Origin of the sequence: Novosphingobium gossypii (genome assembly GCF_050433305.1) — a bacterium.
GTDB classification, from domain to species: Bacteria; Pseudomonadota; Alphaproteobacteria; order Sphingomonadales; family Sphingomonadaceae; genus Novosphingobium; species Novosphingobium gossypii.
This window is the reverse complement of record NZ_JBNPXM010000014.1, coordinates 1-13,629: the sequence shown is the minus strand read 5'-3', so window position 1 is coordinate 13,629 and position 13,629 is coordinate 1. Positions and strand designations below refer to the sequence as shown.

The following is a 13,629-nucleotide window of genomic DNA, read 5'->3' as shown; positions in this document are numbered from 1 at the left end:
AACATGCAAAGGACACGCGCCGCAGCCTTTAGCGGATGAATCCGCCTGGACATACGCAACGGCCACCCGGCCTCATGGTACAAGGTCGAACTTTTCCTAAGCGAGGTTCTCACGCCTCGACGTTGCCCAGACTGCAACGCTGCGACAGAATACATCTCCTTGCGAGGATGACAAGTGTAGCAGCAAGCGCAAAACGACCATTAGTGCGGCCTTGATCGAGCTTACGCGCACCTAGAGCTATACTGACCGAGCGAAGGAGATCTCTGACGAACTCTCCATTGGAAGGATTAAGACGACCGGTTCATTCGTCAATCTTCAATCAGTCTCGAATGAGGAGATCTGTCCTGACGTGATGGACGTAGCTCTCCTGCACAAGCGTTGCTGGGCCATAATGCCACCGCTCTCGATAGTGAACAGCTTTTCCCCGGCTGACGGCACGCGGGACAACCAGTAAGAGGGCAGGCCTGAAGTTTCTGTTCGACGACAGTTTCCCCCCTTTTCTTAATGCGCTGTTATTTTTCGTCCTTTATCGATGACCGGGGGGGGCAGGAGACGGCAATATGCAAGCAGGATGTCAGGGCTGCAGATCCGAAGGCGCAGCCTTCGATCTTGCGATGGCCTTTCAACCCATAGTCGATTGCGAAACTGGCCGTCCATTCGCCTTCGAAGCGCTGGTCCGCGGCAGCAACGGCGAATGCGCCGCCGAAGTGCTGTCAAAGGTAACCGCTGAGAACAGGTATGCGTTCGACCAGCAATGCCGGGTCGCGGCGATCAAAGGCGCGGTCGAGGCGGGGATCCTCGCCACCGATGCCAAGCTTTCGATCAATTTTCTTCCCAACGCCGTGTATTCGCCGGCGGCGTGTATCCAACTAACGCTTAAGACAGCCCGCGAGGTCGGCTTTCCGACCGATCGCCTGATCTTCGAGTTCACCGAGAACGAGCAGATGATCGATACGGATCATGTCCGCGATATTGTCGGCAGCTACCGCAAAATGGGCTTCACGACGGCGATCGACGATTTCGGGGCGGGCCATGCGGGGCTGGGGCTGCTGGCGAAGTTCCAACCGGATCTCATCAAGCTCGATATGGACCTGCTCCGCAGGGTCGACCAAAGCGAACCGCGACGGATCATCGTCTCTGGTGTGATGGCGATAGCCAGAGCGCTTGGCATTGCCGTCATTGCAGAGGGCATCGAGACGACAGGGGAATATAAGGTCCTGCGTAAGATTGGAATCCGCTACATGCAGGGCTACCTGCTCGGACGACCGGGATTCACGACCTTGCCAGTCCCCTTGCTGCCGCCCAGCGACTTTTCGGCGCAAGGGGCCCTGCAGGATCGCGATGCGGGAGTTGCGATGCATTGCATCCTCCAGCCATTTGGCAGTTCGAGCCTCTCGCAAATGCCGGCTTCGCGTTATTGTCATCACGGCGCCGACAGATAACAAATCGCCCTGGCCATCCCGGGCGCGGTCCTGTCGCCCCTTAGGCACTCTCAACGGGAGAGGACTGCCCGAGCATCGCCGGCTGGCAACAGCCGGAGCGCAAAGCCGTCGAACTTTTGCGCGTCTATCTGCAACTTGCTTCAAGGGCAGCCGCTGTTAACCGCGGAGTGAGTAGCCTGGCCTTTTGCAGAAAACCTAACCTGACGAGCACCGACAGGCGCCTCGAACAGATCGAACGAAGACCGGTACACGCTTCGGGGGGCAGCCCATTGAGTACTGCCGCTGAAGCCACGACGGGTGGCGGGGCGCACCTAGCCCGTATTCAAAACAGGACCGTGGCCAACGCCCAAAGATCGATGGGCGGATTGAATTGCCAGCGAAACTAGGATTGCGGATGTAGTGAGGGAGGAGGAGATGACCAAGGGCATCGAGTGCGTGGAACAAACCGCACGCGTGTGATGCGGGAGGCATGGCTGTTCCATCAGGAGGCCATGCGTGTTGCGGGGCGGCGCCAGTCGGGCGGCCCGTCATCATCCGGACAGGACGCGCGGGGCAAAGCCGCTCTCTCTATCTGCCGGGGTGCAGTAGCGGACTCTAATATGTGACTAAGGTGAAGGTCGATCCCGGCGAGCGGCGAGGATACGCGGTGGAACGGATTTTGCGCGTCTACCGAAAATAGACGAGTAATCCCGACTTACGCTCGAACGAGCCCGGCGTTAAAAACGACGTTTCCGCTCTGGAGCGTGGTAATCAGCGTCGCCAGGTCGAACCCCAGGGCCGTCGCGCTCGACAGATAGTCGCCTCGCGCTTAGTCGGACAAATGCGGTGAGCGTGAAAGCAGCCACTGATTGGCTCGGTCGGGCGTACCTACCAAGGCGACCGTGTAATCGGCGGCGACCCGCACGACCCAGTAGTCGCCCTTGGTGAAGGGAAGCCAGCGAAGATACTGCGGCAGAAAACTGACTTTCAGCCTGGCCTTGCTTGCATCATTAGGAACCGGCTTTCCGATCGGCTGGTCGGGCTTGCCATCCGCATCGATGCAGCGGTTATCGGTCTTAATCGATCCATCAGTATCGAGCAAATAGGCGGCGATGCTATCGCTCGCTTGGGCTTTTTCCCACTTGAGCGGCAGACGAAAGATTTCAAACCAGGTTCCGAGGTATCGGTCCAGGTCGAGGTGGGCGACGGTGGTAATCGCCTGCGGGGGGTGCTGATGTGGGTCTTCATGCACAGGAGAACTGAGGAGATGGGCGTCGGTTTCTTTCCCCCCGGTCCGGAGTCAGCCCTTCAGTCATCCGTAGGATGGGATATCTCTGACAGTAGCCCCCTGGCGACCGACGACGTGCGCCAGATCGCGAGAGGCAAGGGCAGCCGCGTATTGCTTTACCGAAGCGAGAACCGCCCGTTGGACAAAGCATGACTGCCTGTTTTGCTTCCACGCCGCAGGAGACCATGTGAAAGGGTACGCACGCTGTCGCGGTTCGATCCACTTGTGGACGGGCGGTGTTGTGGTGCTCAGCCCGCCTCCTCATGCCGGGAACGCATGTAATCAAGGGAACGAACTTCCCCCAGTATGGTTTGAAAGATTGCGCGACGCCCTCTGGCTTTCGCTGGAGGCGAAATTGAAGCAGAGTGACGACTGGCATCTAACCGACATCCTTGATTACGAGCATGGCCGCGGTGACCCTTTTGCCGCAGCAGTGCGTGCGACACGTATGCCGATGGTCATTACCGATCCCGCGCAGGCTGATAATCCGATCGTCTTTTGCAACGAAGCGTTTCAGGCACTGACGGGCTATACCCGCCAGGAAATCGTCGGTCGCAATTGCCGGTTTCTCCAAGGACCTGATACCAACCGTAAAGCCGTAGCGCGTGTCCGGGAGGCCATAGAAAACGGCCATGATGTCGATATCGATCTTTTAAATTATCGCAAAGACGGATCCACATTCTGGAACGCGTTGTACATGTCGCCAGTCCGCGACAGTCAAGGCGAACTCCGTTTCTTTTTTGCCTCGCAAATGGACGTTTCCGATCGCATCGAGGCGCAGAAGATCATCAGCGATCAGAAATTTCTCGTCGAACGTGAAGTTGATAGGCGCACCGCAGATTTACGAGCTGCACTTGATGCCAAGACGCTCCTGCTTCACGAGGTCGATCATCGGGTAAAAAACAACCTCACAATGATCGGTTCCTTGCTGCGCCTCCAGGTTCGCACGATCGATGATCCCGGGGTCGTGGCAATTCTCGACTCCATGCTGGAGCGTGTCGATGCCCTCGCGGTTGTTCATCGTCAACTTTACCAATCGACCGACCTTGCGCGCTTCGATCTGGGCACATTCGTCCAGAACCTTGCGACCGACGTCGTGGGTGCAAGTGGCCGTATCAATATCGTGCTGGACTTCACCACTCAGCCGTTGTTTGTGGACGCAGCCCATGCCTCGGCTCTCGGGCTGATCCTCAACGAAATTCTGACCAATGCCATAAAACACGCGTTTGCCGACGGCCGAGCAGGCCGACTCAGCGTGCATGTCGAAGAGAACAGCAGTCGCGGGCTCATTCGGATTTGTGACGATGGCCCCGGCATCCCCTCAAACCAGCGTACCAAAAGCATCGGCACCTCGATGATTACCCGGCTTGCCCGTCAGGCACGGGCAGAAGCGATCTGGAGCGACAATGCCCCGGGCACCTGTGTGACGATCACCTTTCCCCGTAGCGAGACGGAAGCATGAACGACGCGATGAACGTCCTAATAGTCGAAGACGAGATACTGCTGGCCATGGATATCGAGGCCATAGTCGAAGACAGCGGCCACAGTGTGCTGACCGAGGCCGCCAGCCTGAAGGATGTCGAGGCCCTACCCGACAATATCGATCCTCAGCTTGCCTTTGTCGATATCCATCTCGCGAACGGATCGAACGGGCTGGATGTCGCAAAAGTGATTCAGAAGCGCTGGCCTGATGCATTGATCATCTTCGTGACTGCCAACGTCGCCAAGATTCCGGACGATTTCTCCGGCGCCCACGGCGTCATCGCAAAGCCATTTTCCCACGCAGGCATCAAGCACGCGTTGAGATATCTGGCGGACGGCGTGTTCGACCCGCCACCCAGTTCTCCCATGCCTGCCAGCCTCATCCCTTCGCCTCATCTGGAGCAGCGCTGGGCAATGACATGACGTCGGGCCAGTAGGGCTTGGTACACAAGCCCACCTTCCGACCAAGATCTGCGCGGCTTGCGGCCGCCCATTTGCGTGGCGGAAAAATGGGGCGCAATTGGGGGCAGGTGAAATTCTGCTCCGATCGCTGTCGCAAAAGCAGGAACCCACTGCACGTCGATGTTACCAGCTAAAAAAGATGCGCTGATGTAACGTCGGGGTTCGCTTGCATGTTTATTGGGCGAATGGGCAAAAACACTTTTTCTGCAGAATGGATCCTAAGAGTTATAAAAAAATGACCTCTCTATATTAATTATTTATTGAGTGGAACTTAGACGTATAGCGATTATTTCACCGCCATCTACACAACATATGCGGAGTATCTGAATGCGTTATGCGCTTGCTGCGGCCATGGCCGCCAGTCTTCTTTCCCCCGCCGCCATGGCCCAGACGGTTTCGGGCGTCGCGCACACCAATGCTGCGGGGGAGACGACGACCGTCTTCTCGGTCCAGCCCCGTACCCAGGTTTCCGCAACCGACTATGTGAAGATGAGCGCTGATGCACTCAACTACCGCATTGCCGCATCGACGCTGGCCATGCGCAAGGCCGAGCGCGCCGACGTGAAAGCGTACGCCAAGGCTGACCTGATGTCGGCGAAGAAGGAGCGCGATGCCCTTTACGCGGCGCTGTCAAACAAGGATCGCAAGATCACTCGGCCTTCGCTGACGCTGTCGTCGCAGAACGCTGCTTCTCTTGAACTGCTCAAGAAGAGCAGTTCCAGCTTCGATAACCTGTACCTGACCCAGATGGCGGATGCTGCGCCCTCGATGTGGGCGCTCCAGAAGGGCTATGCGATGACCGGCAGCGATCCTGCACTTAAGCAGGTTGCGACGCTCTCTGTGCCGTCGGTCGAGACCGGCTACACCACCGCACGCGGCCTGACGCCGGCAGCGGTCGCGGCCAACTAAGTAGTTCTGCCACGGCAGAGGAAACGCCCGCTGTGCCCTCGGCGGGCGCTTTCACGTCCACGTCCCCTCTCAGGAAAGAATGTTGATGCCCGGTCGCACGCTCCTGCAATTTTTCCACTGGTACACTCCTGAGGGCGGGACGCTCTGGAACGAGGTTGCCGATAAGGCTGCAAACCTTTCGCTGATGGGCGTTACGGATGTGTGGCTGCCCCCGGCCTACAAGGGCGCTTCGGGTGCTGCTTCGATCGGCTATGATACCTACGATCTATTCGACTTGGGTGAATTCGACCAGAAAGGCACCATCGCCACCAAATACGGCGATCTTGCCAGCCTGCAGAAGGCGGCCCAGTCGCTCACCGATGCCGGCGTCGGCGTGATCCACGATGTCGTTTTCAACCACAAGATGGGCGCTGACGAGACCGAGCGGGTCCATGTGCGCCGAGCTAATCCGGACGATCGCAACCAGATCGAAGATGAGACTTTCGAGGCATCGGCCTATACACGGTTCACCTTCCCCGGGCGCCAGGGCAAGCACTCCAAATTTATCTGGGACATGAAATGCTTCAGCGGTGTCGATCACCTCGAAGACCCGGACGAGAGCGGCGTGTTCCGGATCGCCAACGGATATGGCGATGGCGAGTGGAACGCCGAGGTCAACGACGAAATGGGCAATTTCGATTATCTGATGGGTTCGGACATCGAGTTTCGGAACACCGCCGTCTACGAGGAGCTCAAATTCTGGGGCCGCTGGCTGCCCGAGCAAGTCGCCTGCACCGGCTTCCGCCTCGATGCCGCCAAGCACATCCCGGCCTGGTTCTTTCGCGATTGGGTCGGCCATGTCCGCGAGACGGTGAACTCCAAGCTTTTCGTGGTCGCGGAATATTGGCATCCCGATATGGATATCTTGCAGCGCTATCTCGACCAGGTCGACCAGCAGTTGATGCTTTTTGATGTCGCCCTGCATCACCATTTCTACGACGCCTCCAAAGCAGGCGGAGCGTTCGACCTGCGCACCATCTTCGATGGAAGCCTCACCGCTTCCATCCCGGACCATGCAGTGACGGTCGTCTCTAACCATGACACCCAGCCCCTGCAGGCGATGGAAGCCTCGGTAGAACCATGGTTCAAGCCGCTGGCTTACGCCCTCATTCTGATGCGCGAGCAGGGCACGCCCTGCATCTTCTATCCCGACCTTTACGGCGCAAAGTACAGCGACAGCGGCGATGATGGGGAGATCCATGAGGTGGAAATGCCGGCGATTCCCTGCCTCCCCAAGCTCATCGAAGCTCGCAAGCGGTTCGCCCACGGCGCCCAGACCGACATTTTCGATGATTCGCGTTGCATCGCAATCGTCCGGGCCGGGACGGCTGACGAACCGGGCAGCGTCACTATTTTGTCGAACGGCGATGAGGGTCGCAAGACGATCCCGGTGGGCACAAGCCACGCCGGTCAAGGCTTCCGCGATTTTCTGGGTCACTGCGAGGAAGAGGTTTTTGCCGACGATGCCGGCAATCTCGATGTGCGGGTCAATGGCGGCAGTGTTAGCGTCTGGGTCCGGAGCGACGCGATCTAAGCTCTTTCATGGCGACGCTTCATAAGAGGTCCGGCAAGGCGTAGCTGGCGCACGACACCGTTTGACGCGACCGTGACGCCTTGCGCCCTGCCGATTTCGTTCTCCTGCTGGCCTCCGTCCTGATGGAGTTCGAGGGGCCACCGGTCTGGGCGATGCGTGAGAAGTCAGCGTAGCGCCAAGCGTCCGTCCACGCGGCCCTGCGTCGAGCTATTAACACCCGCGCGCAGTAAAAGCACTGAAAGCCCGAAGACGACCTGCTGGTGCCTGGGGAGGATCACCATGGCTTACCGGAAATCGTGTTACTTGAACTGCGCAAAATCTTCAGGGCGCACTGTTTCGGCGTACGGAGGCAAGTGGCTGCTATGGGCTAGGGGTTCCAGCCCGTGTCGCCGCGATCCGCAGCGCCGGAATGCGGCGCTTCGCAACTTCCAGCACGGTGTGGAAACGACATCTTACCGACGTGGTGCAGCAGATAGCCAAGATCAATGATCTTGTCGCAGATCACATGTATCACTCCCCCCTCCTTCTGGACTTGGCCCTCGAGACCGACCATGGAGGGTGACATGACTGTACGGCGCTGCGCGCCAAAGCGGTCCGGCCAGAAAATGCCATTGGCAGTGCCTGTCTCATCCTCGATCGTGATGAACAGCACGCGCCCTTGACTGAACCGGAAACGGGCTTCTGGCACTAGAATGATCCCGGCAACCTCAACGCGCCGGCCATCGCGGCTATTTGCAACGTTGGCGTAGCGCGTGGCGGCGCGCTGCGCCATTTCGTCTTGCACTAACGTCAGCGGATGCGCGCGCAGCAAAACCTGCAGCGTACCGTACGCTCTACGTAGCGATCGCCTGGGGCACGTCCGCGACTGCTGCCGGCTGCCGCGATTTTGCTACCAGATTGTGGATGTAATCAAGCTTGGCGACGATCGCATCTGGCAGGTGGAAGGGATATAGATCAGGCTGCCCCATCGAACGGTTGATTGCGTTCATGGCGAAAGACAGTGGTCCCATCGCCTGTGCCAGCGCGCGGGTATCGGCGGTGTAAGGATTAAAATCCAGCTCGACTTCAAGCTCCGCATCTTGACCCGGTAACGCAGCCAGCGAGAGGTCGAAACCGCCGGCGGTCGCAAGCACATCGACGATGTGCAGGTAGTGCGCGAACGTCTCGGCAAAGTCTTCCCAGGGGTGGGAGGTTGCGTAGAAGCTAACGAAATCGTCGGTCCACACCTTGGTGCCGTTATGGTTGTAGTGAGCATGGAGCGCTCGCTGATAATCAATCCGATCGTCACCAAACACCGCGCGGCAGGCCTGCAACTCGACCTCGTCATGCTCGATAAGGCGCGACCAGTAGTGGTGGCCGACCTCATGCCGAAAATGCCCAAGCAGAGTGCGATAGGGCTCGCCCATCGTATTGCGCATGCGCTCGCGTTCAGCGTCATCGGCTTCGATGAGGTTGAGGGTTATGACCCCGCCGTCGTGCCCGGTGTAGATTTGTAGCTTGCCGGCCTGCTCGGCAGCCGCATCGTAGAGGAAGTCGAAAGCCAGACCCTGCCTGCCCGGCGCCTCCTGCGCCTTGGTTTCCAGCGGCAGACCCAACTTGAGCAGCGTATGGATCAGACGGCGCTTTGCCGCTTCGATCTTCGCCCAGCGCAGCGGAACGGAGGGTTCGGATAAATCCGGGATCGTTTGATTATGGCGGCATGCCTTGCACATCGCGGTGCCGCAGTCGGTTTCAACAAGCCAGTTGCAAATCTGGAACGTATTGTTGTTCGCGCAGACGACGACAGCGGCAGCGTTGCCATCAGCATCGCGCCAGGCTGTGGCATTGTCGGCAAGAAAACGAAAGCCATCGGTGTCGGCGTCGTAGCCGAGCGTGGCCTGACAACCCGGGCATATCCGGACTTCGAAATGGTTTAGACGGCGGCAATTGGGGCAGGAATAAGCTCTCATGGGATCAGCGGCTCCAAAGACATTTTGTGCACTCAACCCCGCAGACACCTTTGCGTTTCCGCGAGTTCACTGGAGATTTTTGCCGGAACGTGACGCTTCCATGCCCAATGCAAAACGCTGCCCCGCCCATAACGGGCGGGCGGCGTTCAGGCGTAATTGTGGTGCGAATATACGCGCGCGGTTACGCTGGAAGAGATTGACGATCGCCAGGAGAATGACCGCGCCGACAAATGCGATGATCAGTCCGGTCAGCGAGAATTGCTGGGCGCTACCGCGAATGCCAAGCAGCGGACCCGACAGGGCGTTGCCAATGACCGAGCCGAAGCAGCCGACCCATTTTGATATGCAGGTTTTACGAAATCAAGGGCGTGGTTGCGCCCATGCCGTGCCCGGAAAGAGGAACGTGACCGGCGACGGCCGCTCCGCAGGAAAGAAACGCGAATGCTGCGGGTTAATGGCACTCCAGAGGAGAGACCATCGGAAATGTCTGGCCAAAGCGACGATGGAGAACATCCACACCGGTGAACCATTGCAGCCACATCCTGCGAAGCTGCGGAGGGACACGATCGGAGGCTTTCACAAGTCTCGACATCCGCTGACCTTATCCCAAATTGCAATCACGCGAATCAAGTGTCAACGGCGGTCGCATTTTTTAGACAAGCGTGGGCGAGTAAAAGCATTCCAGTGAATGTGGCGCGAATGATATGCAAAGGGCTCCGATCGGGGCCCTTTGCATATTGGCCGTTTTTGGCAGTTCAGTCGGGCTAGGTGGCCCGGTTTTGCTCCGCCCCGGTGGTGCGGCGGCGGCGGGCAGACTGCTTGAGCCGGTAGCTGTCGCCATTCATGGCCAGGATGCTGACGTGGTGGGTATACCGGGATCCTCCAGGGCGACCGGTATGCCGGCTTCAATGCCCGGTTCGAGGAAGGCCGGATGGACAAACCCATGACCCGCGCCAACTGCTGGGTCCACGCACGCCGGGAGTTCTTCAAGCTCGTCGATATCAGGCAGCGACTCAAGCGCCGGAAGAAGGGCGCCGCGCCGCTCGTCTCGCCGCTGGCGACCGAGGCGCTCGAGATCATCGACCGGCTCTTTGCCATCGAGCGCGACATCAACGGCAAGCCTGCCGGCGAACGCTTCGCCGTTCGCCGGGAACTGTCCGCGCCCATCGTTGCTGAACTCGAGACCTGGATGCGCGAGACACGCAGCAAACTGCCTTGTCACGATGCCGTGGCCAAGGCCATCGCCTACCTCCAGAACGACTGGGACGGCTTCACCACCTTCCTCGCCGATGGCAGGATATGCCTCTCCAACAACGCCGCCGAGCGCCAGTTGCGCAGCGTGGCTCGGGGAAGGAAAGCACGGTTGTTCGTCGGCTCTGATCGTGGTGGCCAGCGCGCCGCGATGATGTTCAGCCTCCTCGGTACCGCGCGCCTCAACGACGTCGATCCGCTCGCTTGGTTCACCGACGTCCTCGGCCGGATCGCCGACATACCCCAGAGCCGCTTTACGAACTCCTCCCATGGAATTGGAAGGCCGCTCAGCAGCAGCTTACACAGGGAATCGCTGCCTGACTTCCTCCAGGTCCGCGCGAGCTAGCGGATGCGTACCTTAAAGCCCCCTCGCATTTCACTGCCAAGCCTTGAAGGTCACACCGAACATCTGCGGATCGGACGGCGTGCTAAGGATCAGGCTCGAATTGCCCGCCTGCACCGTCAGGTTCTCGATTTAGTCGCTGCCGAACAGGTTGCGGGTGAAGACGTCCACCTCCCATCCGTGCGCGCGGTAGCCGACGACGGCGTTGGCCACGTTGTAACCCTTGATCCAGGTGTAGCGCGACAGGCTGGGGTAGCCGTAGTAGCCGCTGCGCGAACTGCAGCCGGCGTGAAAGATCAGGCTGCCGCTCTCGCTGACGGGCAGTTCCTAGTCGAACCCCAGCGTACCTGCCCAACACGACATACTGGGCAGGCGCTGGCCCGGGAGCGCGCAGCCGGTCGTGGCGAAGCCCTGCACAACTAGCGCCCTCTCAAGCCGTTCAATTGCATAAATGGCACGCCCTTGAGCGGTCAGTCCGATTACGAGGCGACAGCGCGAGCGGATCCGGCTGGCCGCAATAGTACATTGTTAGTTCCGACCCGCACCGGCACCGCCGCATGAACGGTCTCATGCGGCCAAATGAATGTCTGCGATATTGTAGCCCTGCTTTTCAATGTCCTGAAGGCATTGCGATGTATCGAGACCCGCGCGCTGCTCGGTATCGCGCGCAAGATCGAGTCCTTTAACCCCCTAGGGCCCTTTTACTTCCGGCAACTTATCTCCCCCACCTCGCGGGATGACAAAAAAGCATCCGCATCGCTGACCAAAACTTCCACTTGCATTCTGTTCTCCGCCAAACCTTACAGTTATTCACAGATTGGCCTGCTGCTCTTCAGACAAGTCTGCGTCAGGCGGGTAATAGAGAGCAGCGCACTCTTCGCGAAGGCAACCTCCGACGATCTCAATGTCATCACGATAGGCGTCTGCGATGAAGTCGAGCGTGTTGATGTGTTTTGCCTCAAAATACATGGCGTGCACATCATCGCGGCCCGCGCCGTAGACCACACGCCCAACCTTCGACCAGATCGACGCCATAGTGCACATTCCGCAGGGTTGTAGCGTGGAGTAGAGTGTTGCACTGCGCAGCTCCATTTCCCCGGTGTCTTCGCACGCCCTGCGGATCGCCATCATCTCAGCATGGGCCGTGGCATCCGGCAATTCTTGGGTCTGATTGCGCTCGCCACTGATCATCTTTCCATCAAGGACTATTATGGAGCCCAGAGGCGAACTAGCCGGATCAGTCCCTCTGGCGCGGGCGATTTCGAGCGCCTTGCGCATCCACTTTTCATCATTCTCCGTCAGCATTGCTCGTCCTCCGATCATTAGCAACGGCGCTCAGCGCGTACTGGCGACAATGCTCGAGATATCCGGCCTCATGTCTACCTGCCAACGCAACAACGCTCTCCCAGAGCCACGATGGTGCATCGATGGATGATCGTCGATCCCGCTCCAGCTTTGCGACCCAATCTGCTCGTGCCGGTTGGTCCATTTGGCGGGCATGCGCCCGGCCTACGACAAAGGCGAGATAGCGTGCCGCGCGTGCCGCCTGCTTCTCGTTGAACTGATCAATCTCGATCTTGAGGTCCTGCGGAGCCAGTTCGCGAATGAAGAAGGATCGGTCCATCATACGCACCGGGATCATTCTGTCGCCCAGATTGGGCGAAAGAGCCCTCGCTGCAGCATGAACGCGCTCGGCATTGTCTAGGGGTAGGGTCACATCCTGCGCGGTAGGCGCTAGCGGGTCAGTCGCTTCCTTGAGGTCAATCAGGGCGTAAGAGGTTTTACCGCCTTTATTCCTAATGGCGATGAGAACGGCGTAGCGTGCCAGCCCCAGCGAACTACATCCCTTCATCCAATAAGCCGCGTCGAGGAGATGGATGGCTTGCGCCTCATCCTGATGCTTGAAAGCCAGAATGCGTTTTGCCAGATCAATGTCGCTGAACAGAGCGGTTAGACTGGCTCGTTCCTCATCGCTTAGGGCCCAGAACTTTCGACCCAGCGGGATCCTTGGCTCCACGTCGTCGAGCCTTTCTCTTGCGAGATGCCGCCAGCGTCGGCCCAGGGCGCGGCGGCGGACAGCGCGCACCGCTTCAGGCTCGATACCAGGGTCTCCACTGATTGGGTCGTTCATGGCAGCGGCATAGCCTTCCACCATTTCTTCAATCATAAAAGCGGTGGTAACGCCCGGCAAATCCGATCCGCGCGCAGCCGTTGCCAGAGACAAGCCGAGCCGTATCAAGTCGTGCGCAGGATTGCCGATTACCGCCTGGTCGAGATCGCGTATCTGGATTTCCACACGGCCTGCTACATTTGCTATTGGCCCTAAATTGCCGACATGGCAGTCGCCACAGATCCAAATGGCCGGACCTGCGGGAACACGGCGCGCTTCTGGTGCTTCCTGAAGCCACTCATAAAATTTGGCGGTGTTGCCGCGGACATAGGCATGGGCGGATCGGGCCATTTTAAGGGTACGGGTGGCGTTCAAAAATCCGGCGCGATTGGAAAAAGAGATTTTTGGCATAAGGGTTAGCAACTCCTTCCCTGGCACAACCCGCAACCAAGACGATTGTAACAAATCTTTGCTCATGATTTTTTCTGAGCCTGATGGACCTCCATATTGGTCGATCCTTTGACGATAATCTTTATGGGAAGGAGACATGACCCGGATCGGAGCACCTCGTCTCGCTACGCGCTGGAATGCCGAACTGTTGCGAAACGATAGACACAAATGCCGGCCAAACGGGAGAAGCCCGCATAGGCGCAAATGCGAATTAATCATCGCCACCACGTTTTACGGAAGCGTCCAACCCGGCGGGTTGTCGAAATCGCGATCGAACGGCTAGTTCAAGAATGGGGGTACGCATCCGCTAGCTGGCGCGGAGCTGAAGTCAGGCAGCGATTTCCGGTGTGAGCTGCTGCTGAGCGGCCTTCCAATTCCATGGGAGGAGTTC

At 58.7% G+C, this 13,629-nt stretch carries 11 protein-coding genes and 2 pseudogenes; 7 read left to right on the top strand and 6 right to left on the bottom strand.

Translation table 11 applies throughout. The annotated features are described in order from the left end of the window. Window positions 1–560: 560 nt before the first annotated feature. Window positions 561–1,442, top strand: coding sequence for an EAL domain-containing protein (locus GGR40_RS19235; RefSeq protein ID WP_429277865.1), 882 nt, complete (start codon window positions 561–563; stop codon window positions 1,440–1,442). 808 nt (window positions 1,443–2,250) lie between these two features. On the opposite strand, the gene GGR40_RS19230 is transcribed toward GGR40_RS19235, so the two are convergent. Continuing rightward, window positions 2,251–2,673 (bottom strand): lipocalin family protein, encoded by a 423-nt coding sequence (locus GGR40_RS19230; protein WP_429277864.1) that lies wholly within the window; start codon window positions 2,671–2,673, stop codon window positions 2,251–2,253. A gap of 355 nt (window positions 2,674–3,028) precedes the next feature. Here GGR40_RS19230 and GGR40_RS19225 point away from each other — a divergent pair, with 355 nt between their 5' ends. From GGR40_RS19225 to amyA, 5 genes are all read left to right on the top strand, one after another. Continuing rightward, a complete protein-coding gene (locus GGR40_RS19225; RefSeq protein ID WP_429277863.1) occupies window positions 3,029–4,171 on the top strand; it encodes a PAS domain-containing protein in 1,143 nt (380 codons plus the stop codon). Further along, the gene (locus GGR40_RS19220) at window positions 4,168–4,614 is read left to right on the top strand and encodes a response regulator (RefSeq protein ID WP_429277862.1); all 447 of its coding nucleotides are present in this window, start codon (window positions 4,168–4,170) and stop codon (window positions 4,612–4,614) included. Before GGR40_RS19225 ends, GGR40_RS19220 begins: the two co-directional genes overlap by 4 nt. Window positions 4,615–4,700: 86 nt before the next feature. Further along, the gene (locus GGR40_RS19215) at window positions 4,701–4,787 is read left to right on the top strand and encodes a DUF2256 domain-containing protein (protein ID WP_429277948.1); all 87 of its coding nucleotides are present in this window, start codon (window positions 4,701–4,703) and stop codon (window positions 4,785–4,787) included. A gap of 193 nt (window positions 4,788–4,980) precedes the next feature. After that, on the top strand, window positions 4,981–5,562 hold the full coding sequence (locus tag GGR40_RS19210; protein WP_429277861.1) for a DUF4142 domain-containing protein: 582 nt from the start codon (window positions 4,981–4,983) through the stop codon (window positions 5,560–5,562). Window positions 5,563–5,647: 85 nt separating this feature from the next. After that, window positions 5,648–7,135 carry an alpha-amylase gene (gene amyA, locus GGR40_RS19205; RefSeq protein WP_429277860.1) on the top strand — a complete coding sequence of 496 codons (1,488 nt, stop codon included), beginning with the start codon at window positions 5,648–5,650 and terminating at the stop codon, window positions 7,133–7,135. A gap of 367 nt (window positions 7,136–7,502) precedes the next feature. Here the strand turns inward: amyA and GGR40_RS19200 are convergent, their stop codons facing one another. From GGR40_RS19200 to GGR40_RS19190, 3 genes and pseudogenes are all read right to left on the bottom strand, one after another. Beyond that, complete coding sequence (locus tag GGR40_RS19200; protein ID WP_429277859.1) at window positions 7,503–7,907, bottom strand: OB-fold nucleic acid binding domain-containing protein; 405 nt, start codon at window positions 7,905–7,907, stop codon at window positions 7,503–7,505. A gap of 61 nt (window positions 7,908–7,968) precedes the next feature. Continuing rightward, on the bottom strand, window positions 7,969–9,084 hold the full coding sequence (locus GGR40_RS19195; protein WP_429277858.1) for a zinc-binding metallopeptidase family protein: 1,116 nt from the start codon (window positions 9,082–9,084) through the stop codon (window positions 7,969–7,971). A 171-nt stretch (window positions 9,085–9,255) separates the two neighbouring features. After that, window positions 9,256–9,417 (bottom strand): annotated as a pseudogene (locus tag GGR40_RS19190) (GlsB/YeaQ/YmgE family stress response membrane protein); the annotation flags it as partial. A 532-nt stretch (window positions 9,418–9,949) separates the two neighbouring features. Here GGR40_RS19190 and tnpC point away from each other — a divergent pair. Next, a pseudogene (gene tnpC / locus GGR40_RS19185) lies at window positions 9,950–10,656 on the top strand (IS66 family transposase); the annotation flags it as partial. Between the two features lie 832 nt (window positions 10,657–11,488). Here the strand turns inward: tnpC and GGR40_RS19180 are convergent. Together GGR40_RS19180 and GGR40_RS19175 are read right to left on the bottom strand one after the other, a co-directional pair. After that, complete coding sequence (locus GGR40_RS19180; RefSeq protein ID WP_429277857.1) at window positions 11,489–11,983, bottom strand: nucleoside deaminase; 495 nt, start codon at window positions 11,981–11,983, stop codon at window positions 11,489–11,491. Further along, a complete protein-coding gene (locus tag GGR40_RS19175) occupies window positions 11,967–13,199 on the bottom strand; it encodes a DUF2252 family protein (RefSeq protein WP_429277947.1) in 1,233 nt (410 codons plus the stop codon). Before GGR40_RS19175 ends, GGR40_RS19180 begins: the two co-directional genes overlap by 17 nt. Between the last annotated feature and the right edge of the window lie 430 nt (window positions 13,200–13,629).